At 53.7% G+C, this 16,013-nt stretch carries 16 protein-coding genes; 7 read left to right on the forward strand and 9 right to left on the reverse strand.

Annotated features, from left to right (window positions below; genetic code table 11):
* Positions 1 to 62: 62 nt before the first annotated feature.
* Genes WJU16_RS22545 through WJU16_RS22555 form a run of 3 tightly spaced genes read right to left on the reverse strand, consistent with a single transcriptional unit; the run spans position 63 to position 2,148 of the window.
* Positions 63 to 1,100: an OmpA family protein gene (locus WJU16_RS22545; protein ID WP_341835611.1), complete on the reverse strand. Its 1,038-nt coding sequence runs from the start codon at positions 1,098 to 1,100 to the stop codon at positions 63 to 65.
* Positions 1,052 to 1,360 (reverse strand): hypothetical protein, encoded by a 309-nt coding sequence (locus WJU16_RS22550; RefSeq protein ID WP_341835612.1) that lies wholly within the window; start codon positions 1,358 to 1,360, stop codon positions 1,052 to 1,054. Before WJU16_RS22550 ends, WJU16_RS22545 begins: the two co-directional genes overlap by 49 nt.
* A 2-nt stretch (positions 1,361 to 1,362) precedes the next feature.
* Positions 1,363 to 2,148 carry a hypothetical protein gene (locus WJU16_RS22555; protein ID WP_341835613.1) on the reverse strand — a complete coding sequence of 262 codons (786 nt, stop codon included), beginning with the start codon at positions 2,146 to 2,148 and terminating at the stop codon, positions 1,363 to 1,365.
* 175 nt (positions 2,149 to 2,323) lie between these two features.
* On the opposite strand from WJU16_RS22555, the gene WJU16_RS22560 reads away from it, so the two are divergent.
* Entirely contained in the window at positions 2,324 to 2,569 is a 246-nt protein-coding gene (locus WJU16_RS22560) for a cysteine-rich CWC family protein (RefSeq protein WP_341835614.1), read from the forward strand.
* Positions 2,570 to 2,843: 274 nt separating this feature from the next.
* Positions 2,844 to 3,020: a hypothetical protein gene (locus WJU16_RS22565; RefSeq protein WP_341835615.1), complete on the forward strand. Its 177-nt coding sequence runs from the start codon at positions 2,844 to 2,846 to the stop codon at positions 3,018 to 3,020.
* A gap of 9 nt (positions 3,021 to 3,029) precedes the next feature.
* Here the strand turns inward: WJU16_RS22565 and WJU16_RS22570 are convergent, their stop codons facing one another.
* Positions 3,030 to 4,022, reverse strand: a complete 993-nt coding sequence (locus WJU16_RS22570; RefSeq protein ID WP_341838685.1) for an amidohydrolase family protein — start codon at positions 4,020 to 4,022, stop codon at positions 3,030 to 3,032.
* Complete coding sequence (locus WJU16_RS22575; protein WP_341835616.1) at positions 4,016 to 4,747, reverse strand: amidohydrolase family protein; 732 nt, start codon at positions 4,745 to 4,747, stop codon at positions 4,016 to 4,018. Before WJU16_RS22575 ends, WJU16_RS22570 begins: the two co-directional genes overlap by 7 nt.
* 151 nt (positions 4,748 to 4,898) lie before the next feature.
* On the opposite strand from WJU16_RS22575, the gene WJU16_RS22580 reads away from it, so the two are divergent.
* Positions 4,899 to 6,326 (forward strand): MFS transporter, encoded by a 1,428-nt coding sequence (locus WJU16_RS22580; protein ID WP_341835617.1) that lies wholly within the window; start codon positions 4,899 to 4,901, stop codon positions 6,324 to 6,326.
* Between the two features lie 5 nt (positions 6,327 to 6,331).
* On the opposite strand, the gene WJU16_RS22585 is transcribed toward WJU16_RS22580, so the two are convergent.
* The 4 genes from WJU16_RS22585 to WJU16_RS22600 form a co-directional block, all read right to left on the reverse strand.
* Entirely contained in the window at positions 6,332 to 6,817 is a 486-nt protein-coding gene (locus WJU16_RS22585; protein ID WP_341835618.1) for a GNAT family N-acetyltransferase, read from the reverse strand.
* Positions 6,818 to 6,886: 69 nt separating this feature from the next.
* Positions 6,887 to 7,423 carry a hypothetical protein gene (locus tag WJU16_RS22590; RefSeq protein ID WP_341835619.1) on the reverse strand — a complete coding sequence of 179 codons (537 nt, stop codon included), beginning with the start codon at positions 7,421 to 7,423 and terminating at the stop codon, positions 6,887 to 6,889.
* A gap of 181 nt (positions 7,424 to 7,604) precedes the next feature.
* A complete protein-coding gene (locus WJU16_RS22595) occupies positions 7,605 to 8,387 on the reverse strand; it encodes a sterol desaturase family protein (RefSeq protein WP_341835620.1) in 783 nt (260 codons plus the stop codon).
* A gap of 61 nt (positions 8,388 to 8,448) precedes the next feature.
* Positions 8,449 to 9,042 (reverse strand): Crp/Fnr family transcriptional regulator, encoded by a 594-nt coding sequence (locus WJU16_RS22600; protein ID WP_341835621.1) that lies wholly within the window; start codon positions 9,040 to 9,042, stop codon positions 8,449 to 8,451.
* A gap of 96 nt (positions 9,043 to 9,138) precedes the next feature.
* Here WJU16_RS22600 and WJU16_RS22605 point away from each other — a divergent pair, with 96 nt between their 5' ends.
* The 4 genes from WJU16_RS22605 to WJU16_RS22620 all read left to right on the forward strand — a co-directional run bounded on the left by WJU16_RS22605 (position 9,139) and on the right by WJU16_RS22620 (position 15,991).
* Positions 9,139 to 9,726, forward strand: a complete 588-nt coding sequence (locus tag WJU16_RS22605) for an RNA polymerase sigma-70 factor (protein WP_341835622.1) — start codon at positions 9,139 to 9,141, stop codon at positions 9,724 to 9,726.
* 65 nt (positions 9,727 to 9,791) lie between these two features.
* Positions 9,792 to 11,003 (forward strand): FecR domain-containing protein, encoded by a 1,212-nt coding sequence (locus WJU16_RS22610; protein ID WP_341835623.1) that lies wholly within the window; start codon positions 9,792 to 9,794, stop codon positions 11,001 to 11,003.
* 226 nt (positions 11,004 to 11,229) lie between these two features.
* Entirely contained in the window at positions 11,230 to 14,526 is a 3,297-nt protein-coding gene (locus tag WJU16_RS22615; RefSeq protein ID WP_341835624.1) for a SusC/RagA family TonB-linked outer membrane protein, read from the forward strand.
* A 10-nt stretch (positions 14,527 to 14,536) separates the two neighbouring features.
* Positions 14,537 to 15,991, forward strand: a complete 1,455-nt coding sequence (locus WJU16_RS22620; RefSeq protein WP_341835625.1) for a RagB/SusD family nutrient uptake outer membrane protein — start codon at positions 14,537 to 14,539, stop codon at positions 15,989 to 15,991.
* The last annotated feature ends 22 nt before the right edge of the window (positions 15,992 to 16,013 follow it).

Consider the following 16,013-nt stretch of genomic DNA (forward strand, 5'->3'; position numbering starts at 1 on the left):
GTTCCCCGTGCATATGAAAGCCCCACGTTCCCGTGAGGCTTCCCTTTAACTATGTGAATTTTCTACAATTTATTGAACTCCACGCGCCGGTTCTTCGCTTTACCTTCCGGGCTCGTATTCTCGGCTACCGGCACCGAAGCGCCTTTCCCTTCCGTTTCCATCCTGTCTTGCGCAATACCATGGATATCGGTCAGCGCCTTTTTCACGGCTTCCGCCCGCTTTTTGGACAAAGCGTCGTTCGTGGCGGCGGAGCCGTCGCTGTCGGTATGGCCGGTGATCCTGATCTTTACAGACGGGTCAGATTGCAGCGCGGTGCCTATTTCTTTAATCACACCCAGGGACGAAGGCCTGATCACATCCGAATTTACGTCGAAAGTAATGCCCGTAGTGCTGAATTTGCCTTCGGTGAGCAGCTTGGAACGGACGTCGGGGTAGCCGGTGGCCAGTTTGAAGTTGGAGATGTAAAAGCCCAGCTCATCGTCTTTGTAGTTGGAACTGCTGACGGCAATCGCCAGCTGGTTGAACTGATCGTCGATGATCTTGGGCATGTCGTAAACCTTCTGTTCGTTGATCCACATCCTGAAGCGCGTTTTCTGCACGCTGATGGCGAAATGCACGGGTTTCTTGTAGTTATCTTCCAGCACCTTCACGGTTTGCACCGCCGTCTTGAACGTCTCGTAGTGTTTGGCGTAGGTAGCCAGGGTGCTGCGGGTATTATTTCCTTCTCCCAGGAAGAAATTCATCACAACGGCCTTGTTTTCGTGCAGTTTCTTGAATACCGTGTTGCCGGTGGGCGATTCCGCACCGCTGTTGAACAGCGTGAAAGTCATTTCCGGGTAGAGGTAACCTTTGGTTTGAAGGTCCAGGATCATGTCGAACTCCATGGTGAAATTTTCCGGCAGCATTTTGGAGTTGGGGGAAGTGTAGGTGCCCGCCTGCGCGAGCTTCAGCCATTTTGTATTATCTTTCATGGCTACTACTTCACCTTTGTTATTGGTGTTCCAGTGCATGGCGAATTCCCCGATGGCATCCTGCGAGAAGTCGTCCGCGATCAGTACCTGTTCGCCCGCCACGAAGTCGAATTTGGAGTAGGCCAGCACCGGGGGGCAGCGGCTTTGGCGTCCGTGGCGGATTTCTCTTCCGCTGTACCGGGACTTTTCTTATTGGCGGGTTCGTCTTTCTTCTTAGGTCCATTCAGAATCTCGTCGGACGCTGCGTTCACCGTTTTTTCTACGGCGTTTCCCGCCTTGTTGGTGGCGGCATTTTCTGCCCTGCTGGCCATGTTCTTCAGGAACCGCTGGGCATAGGCGCTGCTCCCGGTAACGAGGAACAGGCAAAGCATTACTTGGATCTTTTTCATATTTATTTCAATTCTTTTAACCACTGTTCCGCATACGTCCTGGCGGCCGTCACGGTTTCTTTTCCACTCCGGAAACACAATTTCCAGTGTTCGTTTTTGCGTTCCAGTTCTTCATCCGCGAAATATTTTACGCCGTGGCTGTCAGTTTTCAGTTCCGCCTCGAAGTTGATGTCGGCGGTGAGGTCCAGGAATTGCTGCAGGCGCTTGCGGATGAGGTCTTCCGGGGCCGCCGGGTATTCCGCGTCCCATTTCTTCACCGCGGCTTCGTAATCGGCCGCATTGGTATAATCCATACCCGCCACGGTCATCACATATAATTCATGTTTGGGGTCCGACGGGTTTTTGAGGGCGTTGTATTTCTCCTTCAGCATTTTCACCAATGATTCAGCCAGTGCTTTAGTTGCTTCGGTAGCTTCTTTCAGGTCTTTTTCGGCTTCTGGGATGGATTTCTCCAGGTCGGCGATTTCCGCTTTTATTTTCCCTTCGGCACTTTTGGGCTTTGCATTTTCACGGTCTTTGCTGAACTTTTTGGCATACGCAGGGGAATGCATATAATTTTTGATGAAATCGCCGATCTCCTTCACAGCAGCCGCCCGCCGCGAAGGATCCAGTTTCTTCAGTTCGCGGGTGTTGGGAAAACGCAATTCGCCGTCTTCGAAGTTCCGGTCGATGTACCGCGGTACCTCTTCCCGGTCGATTTGCAGACTGCTGAAAATGTCCCAGGGCCTGGGGGCGAAGGCGGTGGTCAGCAGGACGCCGCCGGACAGGAGGACAAACAAAAATTTCATGCGCAGGGGTATTATAACGGCAAAATTACCTGCCCGGGCCCATCCGGGACGGCCCCAATCACGCGGAAGAACGATCTGGCGCCCCGGAATGTCGTAAACCATTGTCGAAGCGCAGTTGACCTATGTGATATTACTTGCAGAACCGATATATCATGGGTTTTCGCTATATTCGGGTATGTGCAAACACGAAGAGAAATCCTGCCCGAAGTGTGGTGGCGTATTTGAATGTAAGGTGGGGTCGATCGTACTATGTCAATGTACGACGGTTATACTTTCACAGGAGGAACGCGATTATATTGCGGCGCAGTATGCCGATTGTCTTTGCGCCGCCTGCCTGAAAGACTTGAAATCCGCATTCCATCAGCAACGTCATAACGATAAATTGTACAACATTTCAACCCTATTATTCCCAAAGAAGTAGTCCCTGATATTACGGGATCACCATAAATAGTAACCCCACCCAATATGGACAAACGCCGAATCAACCGCGGCCTGTTATTCGGGCTCCCCTTTTCTTCGCCTTCCTGGCGGGATTCCTCATCTACGTCAATGTCCGCGAAAACAACCGGGAGCGCGGCATCCGTGAGAACTGTGCTTTCACCACCGGAACCGTCACGGAAATCGACGAGCGCGGTCACAAGCGCCGCGACCGTGTAACTTATAACTACACTTTCGAAGGCCGGGAATATGCAGCCGTGCGTTGGATACACGTCCCCCCGGCCTGGAAAGCCACTTTGCCCGGCCGGGTGTTCCCCGTTGCGCTCGATGCCAGGTCGCCCGAGAACAGCCTGTTTCTCATCTTCCCGCTCGATTTCGAAGGACTGGGATTGGCATATCCCGATAGTATCCGTCAGCGTTTCCCGTTCCCGTAATAACTACGATCAATTTGCTTTTTTATAAACCGATATTCCTTCCTTGATCGTCTCCATTACCCGGATGTCCTTTATCGTCAGCGGATCCACTTTCAATGGGTTTTTATCGAGAATGACGATATCTGCTTTTTTGCCCGTTTCCAAAGTTCCCTTCTCCGCCTCTTCGCCCCATTGCCAGGCGGCGTTAATGGTAATGGCCTTCAGTGCTTCATAGGGCGGGATGCGTTGTTCTTCGCCGAGAATCACACCGGAGCGCGTCCTGCGGTTAACGGCGGCGTACACGGCTGTCAGCAAGTCGGGCGGGGTGACCGGCGCATCGTGGTGGATGGTGAACCGGATGCCCTGGTCGAGACCTTCTTTCAGCGGACTGATATGCGCAGCGCGTGCTTCGCCCAATACGCTATTGAGATGCCAGTCGCCCCAGAGATAACAATGGGTCGGGAACCAGCTGGGCATGATACCGATTTCCTTGAACCGGGGCACCTGGTCTTTGCGGCACACCTGGCTGTGGATGAGCGCGCAGCGCATATCTGGCGTGAGCAGACCTTCTTTTTTAAGGCTGTCCATCAGTTGCAGCCCCAGGTCGATGGCGGCGTCTCCGTTGCAATGGATGTGGGCCTGCATGCCGTGGCTGAATATGCGTTTCAGGCCATTGTAAGCGGCTTCCCTGGTATAGATGGGATGGCCTTTGAACCCGGGCTTTTCGCCTTCAGGCGGCACCAGGTAGGGCTGCGTAAGCCAGGCGGACTTGCCCTGCGGCGAACCGTCGAATGTCATCTTGATGGCGCCGATTTTTACGCGTTTGTGGTAGCGCTGGTAATATGGCTTCCAGGTATCGAGACTGTCGGCATTCGTATCGTAATCCGGAAGGATGATGTAATCCCCTTTCAGCAGCCCTTTTTCATTGGCCGCAAGCACAAGGCGGATGTTGTCGGGAATGGCGCGGCCATCGCAAATGGTGGTTTCGCCGCATGCAAACCATTCCCGTTCCGCTTTCAGCAGCGGGGCAAATTGCGCGTCGCCGGTAGGCGGGGGACTTTCGCTATCAGGAACAGCAGGGAATTGATATTCGCATTTTCTTCCATTTTACCGGTCAGCTGCCGGGTGGCGGCATTTTTACCAATCACGCCGCCGGACGGGTTGGGCGTTTGGTAGGTTATTCCCATTTCCTTCAGCAAAAAGGAATTAGCCACGCCCATATGGCCGGAGGCATGCAGGATATAAATGGGATGCGTGGCAGACACGGCGTCCAGCTCTGCCGCGGTGGGGTGGCGGTGCTCCTGCATGATGGCATCATCGTACCCGTTTCCGATCACCGGCATCCCGTTGGGGATGTTGTTGCGGGCGATGTAATCTTTCAGGGCCAGTTGCAGGTCCGGGATAGACATCACTTTGCCGTAGGGAGCCGGTGAGAGGTCGGCCACGTCAGACATGGCTGCATATTGCGTCACGTGCCCGTGCGCATCTATGAAACCCGGCAGCAGCGCCTGCCCTTGCAGGTCGTTCAGCATGGTGGAGTCGCCCTGCATCCGCATGGCGGCATCGCGGCTGCCCGCGAACGCGATCCTGCCATCTTTCACTACGAGGGCTTCCACGTACGCAGCGCTATCGCCGGCCATGGTCAGAATGTCTCCATTGTAAAAGATCTGGTCGGCCTGGCCCGTGGGGCGGTTGCAGGAAATGGCTGCCAAAATCAGCAAGGATAACGCGGGAATGGTGTTTCGCATAGCAGGGAGATTGAATCAAGTATCAAACAGCTGGCCTGGGGAATTGTTTAGCGGCGCCGCCACACGCAAAAAATACTTGTCCATTTTCCGGTTGCCGGCGGAAAGCGGCGCCGGTAATTTCGTGCCATACTAAACTTTTCAAACCTATTGTATGGCTGGCAAACAATATTCCAGGTGGCTCGTGCTGCTGGTGATCCTTATGGCGCCGCTGCTGTATGTGATCGATATTTTCATCATCAACATCGCTATTCCTACCATCCGGCAGCATCTCCACGCCACGCAGGGAGAAATGCAGCTGGTCATCGCGGGATACCTGCTGGGGAGCGCCTGTTTCCTCATCATCGGCGGACGGGCCGGCGATTATCTGGGCAGGAAAAAGGTCTTTTTCTGGGGCATGTTTTGCTTTACCGTTACTTCCTGCATCTGCGGCCTGGCGCAGAACATGCTGCAACTGAATATCGCGCGGTTCCTGCAGGGCGTCAGTTCCGCGTTCATGGTTACGCAGTCCATCGCACTGATCCAGGAGTTGTTCCCCGAGCCTGGGCCACGGGCCAAAGCCATCGGGTGGTATGGCATGACGCTGAGCATTGCCGCCATCATCGGGCAGGTCCTCGGCGGATATCTCGCAGAAGCCAACACGGCCGTGGCGGGTTGGCGGCTGATCTTTTTTATCAATCTGCCGGTGGGCTTGGCCGCGCTATGGGCTATCCGGCGATACCTGCCGGAGACACAAAAGGAGTCGGGCGTCCGTTTCGATTATTCCGGCGCTTTGCAGCTGCTGGCGGGCCTCGGCAGTTTCATTTATGCTGTCACGGAAGGGAGGGAAAGAGGCTGGCCCTCCTGGAGCATGGGGCTGCTGCTTTTGGGGTGCGCGGCGCTGATCCGGTTTTTTTACGACCAGAAAAGGAAATCCGCCGCCGGTTGGCAGCCGCTGATGGACACCCGGCTTTTCAACAACCGGCATTTCATGCTCGGTTTGCTGGCGGTGTTGTTTCATTTTATGTTCCATACGGCTTACCTCCTGATGGTTGTGGTATACCTGCAAAACGGCCCGGGCATCTCCGCATGGGCGTGCGGTCTTTACTTCGTTCCGCATGCGCTCCTCTTCATGGTGAGCGCGATGCTGGCTTCCAGATTACTAGTAACATACGGGAAGTACGTACTGATGGCAGGGCTTCTGATTATCTTTGCCAGCTTCGTGTTGCAAATCCGCATGTTTGGCACGGAGAGCCGGCCTTTCCTCCACATGCTGCTCATCGGCATGTATGGACTGGGCAATGGGATGGTGCTCCCATTCTTACTGAACATCGTGCTGGACAGCATCCCAGCCCGTCACGCAGGCATGTCGGCCGGTATCTTTTCGACCTTTCAGCAGATCGCCTCTGCGCTTGGCATCAGTATAATCGGTGGGATTTTTTACAGTTCTATTTTATGGGAAACGAAGATGGCTTACAAAACCGCGCTGGACAACGGCCTGGTCGCCGGCATTATTTGCATGGTGATCGTGGCCGGCATGTTGTGGCTGCTGCCCGGAAGCGTGCGCGGGGAGCGGCGCCGGCAGTTGGTTTCCCTGGAATAAGGGGTTCAGCAATCCATCCGCATTTCGGTCAGTACCTTCGTGAACCCCGCTTTCTCGTAGGCACGGATGGCGCCGGCGTTTTCGGCGTAAACTTCCAGGCGCAGTTCTTTCAGGCCTTTTTCCTGCGCCCACTTGCGCAATTGTGCGATGATGGCAGTGGCAATGCCTTTGCCCCGATGCTCCGGTGCCGTGTACATAAACCCGATATAGCCGTGATGGCTGTTGGCTTCGTAAGGCTTGTTGGGCCGGCGGAGGATATAACCGGTGCCCGCGAGCTGGCCATTGACCTCGGCCATGAGCAGGAGCAGGTCATCGCGGCCGAACATATTGTTGAGGTCATAATAGGTGATCGGATCTGGGGCGAGGTGGTGATCGAATGGGCGTTCCCAGGCGATTACAGCCTGTTCGGCGATGCGGAGGGCTGGAATGTCGGCCGGCGTGGCGGGTCTGATATGGCATGCTGCCTCGCGTGGCGGTTGTTTGTCCGTCATAATATTATTATTAATGTTGAGCGAGGTGAGATTAATATTATCGGACAACGAAAATAGCGAATTCCGGGTTTAAGCGCGTTGGCTCACCCGGATCGCCCGCTCAATCCGCGGGCGGTTGTACCGTTGCAGGAATACGGGGTACAGGTTGAGAAGGATATTCAGTACCAATAGCGGCAAAGACTTTACCACGCCATATGTCATGGCTACGTATACCGTGAACCCCAGCACGATTATCAGGATAATGAGGTGGCCGAGTTCTGATTTCTTCGTTTGATAGTGGAGATGTACCAATGCATCGGTGCTTTTGCCTACGGGCGCATTTTTCTTGTTCATTTTTTCCCAACCCGTCCATACCAGGAGCTTCCGGTAAAAATGGATGCCCAGCCCCTCGTAAATCCTGCCTCGCCGTTCCCAGGATTGGGCGGTGTAGTATGAAGAAGCGAGCGGGCTTTTCAGCGTTTCGGTGAATGCCAGCACGCAAAACATCAGCAGGAAATTCAACGCCCAGGCAAAGGCGAACCCGTCCATCTTCATAAAATATACCAGTGCATACACCGCGCCGGCCGTGAAAACGATAATCAGGAGAAGGGTAATTGCTTTTTTCATAAATCCCTGTTGGCGGTTAGTGCGAAATACGCCGTTATCAAATATATTCAAATACTGCAATATACCCTTTCTCCAGTTACTGGCGGGCATCCAGCCCATATCCCCCGGGAATTTGCCCAAAAAACTAAAGCCGCGCGGACCCCGGACCCTGCGCGGCTTCGAATTATAACGGCGAGCCGTCTTAAGCCATCGCAGCCCTGGCGCCGAAGCGCTGCTCCTGGATGCGGTCGTATTCCTTCACATAATCGGGGTTTTCGGTTTTCATGAGCTTGTCCCACCACCGGAAATAAAGGCTATAATTTCCTTTGAACTTGCTGTGGTGCAGGTTGTGGTACACCGAGGTATTGATCACTTCGAACAGGAAGGAATTGCGCAATCCCTTCGGCATGATCTCATAGCCAAGATGTCCGTATACGTTAATGATCAGGCTCACGACCGTGAAAAGGATCAGCATTTCCGTATGCATGGGCAATGTAAACGCCAAAACCAGCAAGATACCGCCTTCCGCCACTGCTTCCAGGATGTGGAAGGAATAGGAGCTCCAGGGTGAGGGGTTGGTGGATTGGTGATGCACTTTATGTGTGTATCGGAAAATCTTCTTGTGGTGCATCAGCCGGTGCATCCAGTAAAAGTACGTGTCGTGGATAACGAGGCTCAGCACCAGGCTTACCGGCGCCCACCACAAGGGGTAAGCATTGTAATCGGAGTAGAGCAGGGTGTAGGATTTCAGCGGAGTAAATGCAACGACGACGGCGATTACAGCAAACACCAGGCTGCTGGAGCTCGAGAACAATATTTCCCGGAAGAAATCTTTCCTGCCGGCCGTCCGGTTTTGAATTTTGTATTTCGAAGTGGAAGTGGATAATATGATATAGAAGAATAAGAAAGGGATGCCCGCCAGTATCAAATACCTTACCAGCGTCATGCCGAATATAACCGCCGTCGTTTTAACCAGTTGTTCCATGCGTAAATTATTTAGCACAAAAATATCCCGGCGGCAGCGAAGCGCGGTTAACAAAAGATAATTAACGCGAAGGTTTCGTCTGCATTCTTTTCCGGATACGGCTGAGGGAAACGGGTGTGATGCCCAGCAGGGTAGCCAGGTGCTTGTCGGGCACGCGCTGCAGCAAATCCGGTTTGTCTTTGATCAGCTGGCGGTACCGTTCTTCGGGCGTCAGCAACACAAAGGTTTCTATCCGCTCCAGCGATTGCGCCAGCATGTCGAGCACAAAATGGTAGCGCGCTTTTTCAAATACCGGTTTGTTTTCCAGCTGCTGCTCGATGATGTTGTAATTGACTTCCAGCAGCGTCGTTTTTTCCAGCGCGTGGTACGTAAAGCGGGAGGGGCGTTGCATGAGAATGCTGTCGTAGGAAGCAACGATCTGTGCTTCCCACCGCAACAAAACCGTGGTTTCCATCCCTCTTTCATTCACATGGTACGAGCGGATGAGGCCTTCTTTGATATACCCCAGCCTGGGACTGTTTTCCCCTTCCCGGATGTAAATCTCGCCGGGCTCCAAAACGCGCTGTTGCGTGGCGTGGATCACTTTCAGGACGTCTTCCGCGTCTATCCCTTTAAAGAGTCCGAGGTAGAATGCTATTTTTTCCGAGTCGAGCATCTGTGAAATTCTTGTAATATATTCATGGTCCGGAAGGGTGAAAATAGCTCGATTTTTTAGTTATTTTTACGGTTCAACTAAAATCAAACTGCAAACTTGCCGCGTACACCTTCTCATACTGAGCAGCAGATTTTACGGGGATTGACTTCGGGAGATACATTGCAATATTCCTACATATTCAAAGAATATTACAGTGCGCTTTGTCTATTTTCGGCAAGGATCGTGGGTGAGCCGGGGCATGCGGAAGACATAGTGCAGGATGTTTTCGAGAAGCTCTGGCAAAAGCAATCGTATTTCGCAGACCTCCGCCACCTGAAGGATTACCTCTACAAGGCTACGCGCAATGCGTCCATCAACTTTTTAAAAAGCGTACAGCACAGCCAGGAGCGGCAGGCCGTGTTCCTGAACGGGCAGGAGGAAATGACCGGGGCGGAAGACCTGGAAATGATCCGCGCCGAAGTGTTCCGGGTGATTTACCGGGAGATCGGCAATCTGCCGGATCAATGCGGCAAGATCGTGCGGATGAGTTACATCGAAGGCCTGAAAAACGAACAGATCGCTGAAATACTGGATATATCCCTTCAGACGGTGAAAAACCAGAAGACGCGGGGCATGAAGCTGCTCCGGATGCGCCTCTCACCGGTGGTTTTCGCCTTATTCTCCCTGTTTTCCCATCACTCTTAAAAATTTTTCCCCTTCCTTTAGTACGATCAGGGTACCACGTTGTAATAATATAAATAACATTAGACATGGCGCCTTTTTCGAACGATCCTTTCGATATCGCAACGCTGATTTCCCGCTCACGGCAGGGAGCGCTTTCCGCCGCGGAGCAGGCGGAACTCGATGCCTGGATCGCCGCCAGCGACGAACACCGCCAGCTCTGGGACGAACTGAACAATAAAGACGCGCAGCAGCGGAACGTGCAGGCGATGGCGCAGTTCGATGAAACCGCCGCACTGGAGCGTTTCCTGTCCGGCAAGCCCGCCCCGCGGAAAGTATTCCCGATGCGCGCCCGCTGGCAATGGGCCGCCGCGGTGCTGGTACTGGCTATAGGCGTTTCTTCTTACTTCTTCCTCATCCAGCCCAATAACATTTCCCGGTTAACCGGCAGTAAAACCACCGTGCAGGACATCCCGCCTGGTAAAAACGGCGCCATCCTCACCCTGGCAGACGGTACCCAGCTCGTGCTCGACACCATGGCCAACGGCACCATCGCCAACCAGCACGGCACCGAAATTTCCCTGAAAGATAATGAACTGGTCTACGACGCCACCGCAGCTACCGGGGAGACCGCGCGCAATACCATTACTACGCCCAAAGGCCGGCAATACCATGTTACACTGCCCGACGGTACGGAAGTATGGCTCAACGCCGCTTCTTCCATCGAATACCCCGTGGCGTTCAAAGGGGAGGAGCGAAGAGTGAAAATCTCCGGGGAAGTTTATTTCGACGTCACCAACAGAAGCTGGCAGCCTTTTGTCGTGGAAACGGGGGATATGAAAGTGGAAGTGCTGGGCACCTCATTCAACATCAATGCATACGCCAACGAACAAACCACGCAAACCACACTCCTGACAGGCGCCGTGAAAGTCACGCCGGCACACGCTTCCGGGGCCGATAAAAAAATCCGGTATAAAATACTCGTGCCGGGGCAAACGGCCATCCTCAGCAAAACGGATACGCCCGCGGAGCCTTCCCTCACCGTCACCGAATCCATCGATCCGGGTAAGATTACGGCGTGGAAAAACGGCCTGTTCAATTTCGACGGGGTAGACCTGTTCAGCATCATGCGGCAACTGGAAAGATGGTATAATATCGACGTACAGTACGTCGGCAAGCCGGAGAACGTCATCTTCAAAGGTAAAATGCACCGGAACACTAACCTTTCCGATGTACTGAAAGTATTGGAAACTATGGACGTGAATTTCGAATTAAAGGGGAATACACTATATGTAAAATAACAATCAAAAGAACTTGCCGAAAACAAAAACCGGAAGCGCTTGCAACACTTCCGGCCGATGTTCAAGCAATGTAAAAACACAATCAGGTAAAGACTGCTTTTTGTTCACTTAAACATGCCGCCCCGGGTGAAAGGGGCGGAAACTACTGCAATTTATGCAAAAGATTCTTAATTGCATGCGGGCTCCCTATGGGTGTGTACGTAGCTCAACCAAATCGCTGTTAGTCATGAAACTAACATTCTTCCTCCTTACCGTCGCCTTCCTGCAGGTTTCCGCGAAAGGCCTTTCCCAGCACATTAATTTCAACGGAAAGAACGTTCCGCTGGAAAAGGTATTTGCTGTTGTGGAGTCGCAGACCGACTACGTTTTCATGTACAAAGCCGCCGCTTTATCCGTGGCGAAGCCGGTCACCATCCAGGCCAAGGACATCAGCCTGGAGGCTTTCCTGAACAAGGTGTTCGAGCACCAGTCGCTGACCTATAAGATCATCGACCGGAATATCCTCGTCTCCAAAAAGGAAACGACGCCTTCTCCGGAAGCGGCGCTGGCGCCCCTGATGAAGGAAAGCGTCATCAATGTATTCGTGTATGCCAACGGATTTACGCCACTGGGCAGCGCTACCGTCAGTAACCTCACCACGCAGAAGCACTTCCTGACAGCAGGCAACGGATCTGTTGAGATAGCAGCCAGCCTGGGCGACCAGATCCGGATCAGCTTCATCGGGTACGTTGATCACCGTTTCGCTATAACGGAAGAAATCATCACCTCGCATTCCTACAACGCCGAGCTCAAGCTCTCCGAAAACAAGCTCGACGAAGTACAGATTACCGTGCTGGGGACTACCAATAAAAGAACCGGTACGGCCAACATCGCCACGGTAAAGGCCGCCGACATCGAAAGGCAACCCGTAGTGAACGTGCTGGACGCCATCGCCGGGCGCATTCCCGGTCTCAGGATCAGCCAGTCTGCCAACTCGGCCGGCGCCCGGAAAGTGGAACTGCGCGGCCGGAATGTGCTCAACAATAACATGTTCACCGATCCTTTGTATGTGGTTGACGGCCTGCCTATCGCAACGCTGTCCGTCAACCCGTATGGGGCATCCTCCCCCGTGAATGGTGGGTATACCATCACGGAGAATCCCTTATTCATGATCAACCCGCTTGATATCGAGAGCGTGGACGTGCTCAAAGACGCGGATGCAACAGCGCTTTACGGTTCCCGCGGCGCCAACGGGGTGATCCTCATCACCACCAAGCGCGGCAAGCCCGGCCCCACCCGCTTCAATGCGAGCTATTCCAAGATATTCTCCAGTGTGCAACGCTTTATGCCGATGATGAACACGGAGCAATACCTGGCGGTCCGCAAAGAGGCGTTCCTCAACGACGCCGCCTTCCCGACCCGCGACAACGCCCCCGACCTCACGATCTGGGACCAACACGCCTACACCGACTGGCAGCGGACCTTCTTCAAAAACGAATCGTCCGACGATGTGCAGCTCAGCGTGGAAGGCGGCCTCCTGCAAAATACTTACCGCGTGAGCATCGGGTACACTTCCACCACGGAAATGTATAACCAGGGCAGGGGTAACGACCGTCTGACCGTCGGGCTTTCTTTCAATCACCGCAGTCCCAACGGCAAACTCACGGTAGAACTCGGGTCCAATACCAGCTTCGCGAAGAATGAAACCGCCGCCACCGTTAATTTCTTCACCCTTTCGCCGAACGCTCCCCCGATGTATGACGATAAAGGGCAGTATAACTGGGAACCCTACCGGAGCATCTACGGATCTAGCTATCCTTTCAAAGACATCAGGAACTGGAGCGAAAGCCAGACACTGAAGAACCAGACCAACGTTGGTTTTACCTATGAGGTTTTTAAGGATCTGACGGCAGGTGTACGCGTAAGCGGGGAGTTTTTTACCAACAATGGCGGCAACTATCTTCCCAAAGCGCCGAAGGACCCATTGTTCTTCCCCTTGAGCATGGCGATCTATTCGAAAGGTACGGGTAAGAGCCTGCTCATCCAGCCCAGGATCAATTATGTGAGGATTTTCGGCGGCGCCCGCGTCAATGCTTCGCTGGCGGCGGATTACAGTTACGCCGACCAGGACGCGTCGACGATCATGGCCATGATGTTTTCCAATGACAACCTCATCAAGAGCCATGCGAACGCCCAAATCGTCCAGTCTATGAACAACCTGGTGGAACTGAAAGTCGCTTCGTTGCTGGCTACCGTCTCATTTGATTGGAAGAATAAATATATCGTCAACCTGAACGGGAGGAGAGACGGTTCGTCGCGTTTTGGCAGCGGCGCGCGTTACGGCAACTTCGGTTCGGCTGGTTTTTCGTGGGTGCTTTCCAATGAGGATTGGTTCAGGAACGCCGGCATGGAATGGTTCAGCTTCGCCAAGTTGAGGACCACCTACGGCGTGATGGGCAACGCCAATATCGGCGATTACCAATATCTCTCGCGTTGGTCGAACATCCCGGCCAATGGGATGGAAAAACTCCCGGATTATGACGACCAGACTATCTACACGCTTATCCAGCCCGTTAACCAGCAATACAGCTGGTCCAGCGCCACGAAGTTCGAAATCGGCGCGCGCGTGGGCCTGTTCAACAGCCGGGTGAACGTCGAAGGGAACTTTTACCAGAACCGCGACGGCAGGCAGCTGACCGATATCACTACGCCGTCATTCACCGGGTTCACTTCGGTGGTAGGCAACTGGCCGGCCGTGATCCAGAACAGGGGCGTGGAGCTGATGCTGGACGCATCCATCCTGAATACGGATACATGGGGACTGTCTGCCCGTTTTCAGATCAGCAGAAACAAAAATACCCTATTGTCTTTCGAAGGCCTGGAGGATTCTCCGTATCGTGACATGTACCGGGTCGGATCCTCCATTTCGGCACGCTCGTTTACGCATTACATCGGGATCAACCCGATGACGGGCAATCCTGAGTATGAGGATTATAACGGCGACGGGTACAGGGATGCGGGCAGTACTTCCGTCAATTACCCCGACGTGGAACTGGACGACCATTACAAAATGATCGACCTTAACCCGAAATATTTCGGCGGGTTTGGCCTGCGGCTGGATTTCATGCGGTCGTTGTCGCTGGATGCGCAGTTCAGTTTCGAAAATTCCCTGGTGGCCGACGAGCTGAACAACCTCGGATACGGCGGGCTCAATAATATGATCCTATACGACGAGATCGAGAGCCGCCACTGGCGCCAGCCGGGCGATAAAGCCCTGTATTCGCGGTATTCTACCATCAACCATGGCGGGTTCTTCGGTTCGGACGCGTATTACGCGAAAGGCGGATTCGTGAGCCTGGATAACCTGAGCCTTTCCTACATGCTGCCCGCAAAGTGGCTGGAAAGGCTCAGGATGAAGCAGGGTATCCTCTCCGTCAATTCCTCCAAGATTTTCAAGTTGACACAATACCGGATGCTGGACGTGGAGCTGGGCCAGGTGCCCCAGATCAGGAGGATCGCCGCAAACCTGAGATTTAGTTTCTAAAATCAATCGTATGAGAAAATTAACTTTCAATATAGCCCTGGCAGGGGCGTTTCTGCTGGCCACGGGATGCAATAAACTACTCGACATCAAGGACCCGGTGAATTCCATCACCACCAACCAGGTATTCCAGAACGACGAGCAGGCGGCCACGGCGCTGAACGGCCTTTATTCTTACCTGATCAGCGGAGGAGAGTTCGAGGCGGCATATTCCCTGCCGTTGGGGACGGAGCTCTACAGCGCCGGCGCCATTACGATGGCCGCCGCGCATTCGGCCGACGAGCTGTATCATCCTTCTCTCAGCGGGCAGTATGACTTTTATCCGGAAGGCGCCAACAAACTGAGCCTCCAGCGCCTGGGCCGAACGTTCAGGATCTGGAATACAGCATATAAAGCCATCTTCAATGCCAACGCCCTCATCGAAGGCGTGAAAGCATCCGAATCCAGGGAGTTGACCGAAGCCTACAGGAAACGCGTGCTCGGCGAGGCCCTCGCGGTGAGAGCCATGACTTTCTTTTATTTGGTGAACCTTTTCGAAAACATTCCCCTGGCCTTGTCTATAGATTTCAACAAGACCCAAAACCTCCCTTCCGCCAAACCCAGTGAGGTATACCAACAGATCATCCGCGACCTGGAAGAAGCTTCCGGATACCTGTCGGATAATTATGAAGGCAACAACAACGAGCGCATCCGGGTCAGCAAATGGTACGTGAAAGGGATGCTCGCCCGGGTGTACCTATTCACCAAAAACTACGAAGCGGCTTACCGCCATGCCAACGATGTGATCGGCCAGACGGCGCTGTTTCAGCTCGAGACCCTGAACCGGGCTTTCGCTTTCGACAGCCATGAGGTCATCTTCCAGCTGAAGCAGATCAACATCCATAACGGCCGCGGAAACGCCACGCCGGAAGGCATTGCCATGACCGGCAAATACATGACGCCCATGCTCGTGAACGCTTTCGAAGCCGGGGATAACCGGAAAACGGCCTGGACGAAAGCCATCGGTGGCGCCTCTACCAGCAACCCGGCCGGCTTTTCTCCCGCCAAATACAAAATCGACGCCTTCAATCATGAAGTCGGAGGTATCCGGTCAGAATATTACGTGGTGATGCGGCTCGCGGAAATGCACCTCATCCGCGCCGAAGCGAACATGGGCCGGGGTACCGCCAATAAAAACAACGCCATTGACGATCTGAACGAAATCCGCCAGCGCGCGGGGCTCGGTATCCTGCCTTACACGATTACCGATACCGAAGTAACGGCCGCCATCGCACAGGAACGCCGTATCGAACTGTTCGCCGAATGGGGCCACCGCTGGCTGGACCTGAAAAGAACCGGGAAAGCCTCCGAAGTGTTGAGCCAAATTGCCTATAAACAACCCTGGAGCGACCACCAGCTGCTGTATCCCATCCCGCCGGATGAAATCCTGCGCGGCAACCAGCTGAGCCAGAATATCGGGTACAAATAATCTATCACGCTTAATTCTACGA

Source organism: Chitinophaga pollutisoli, from assembly GCF_038396755.1.
GTDB lineage: Bacteria > Bacteroidota > Bacteroidia > Chitinophagales > Chitinophagaceae > Chitinophaga > Chitinophaga pollutisoli.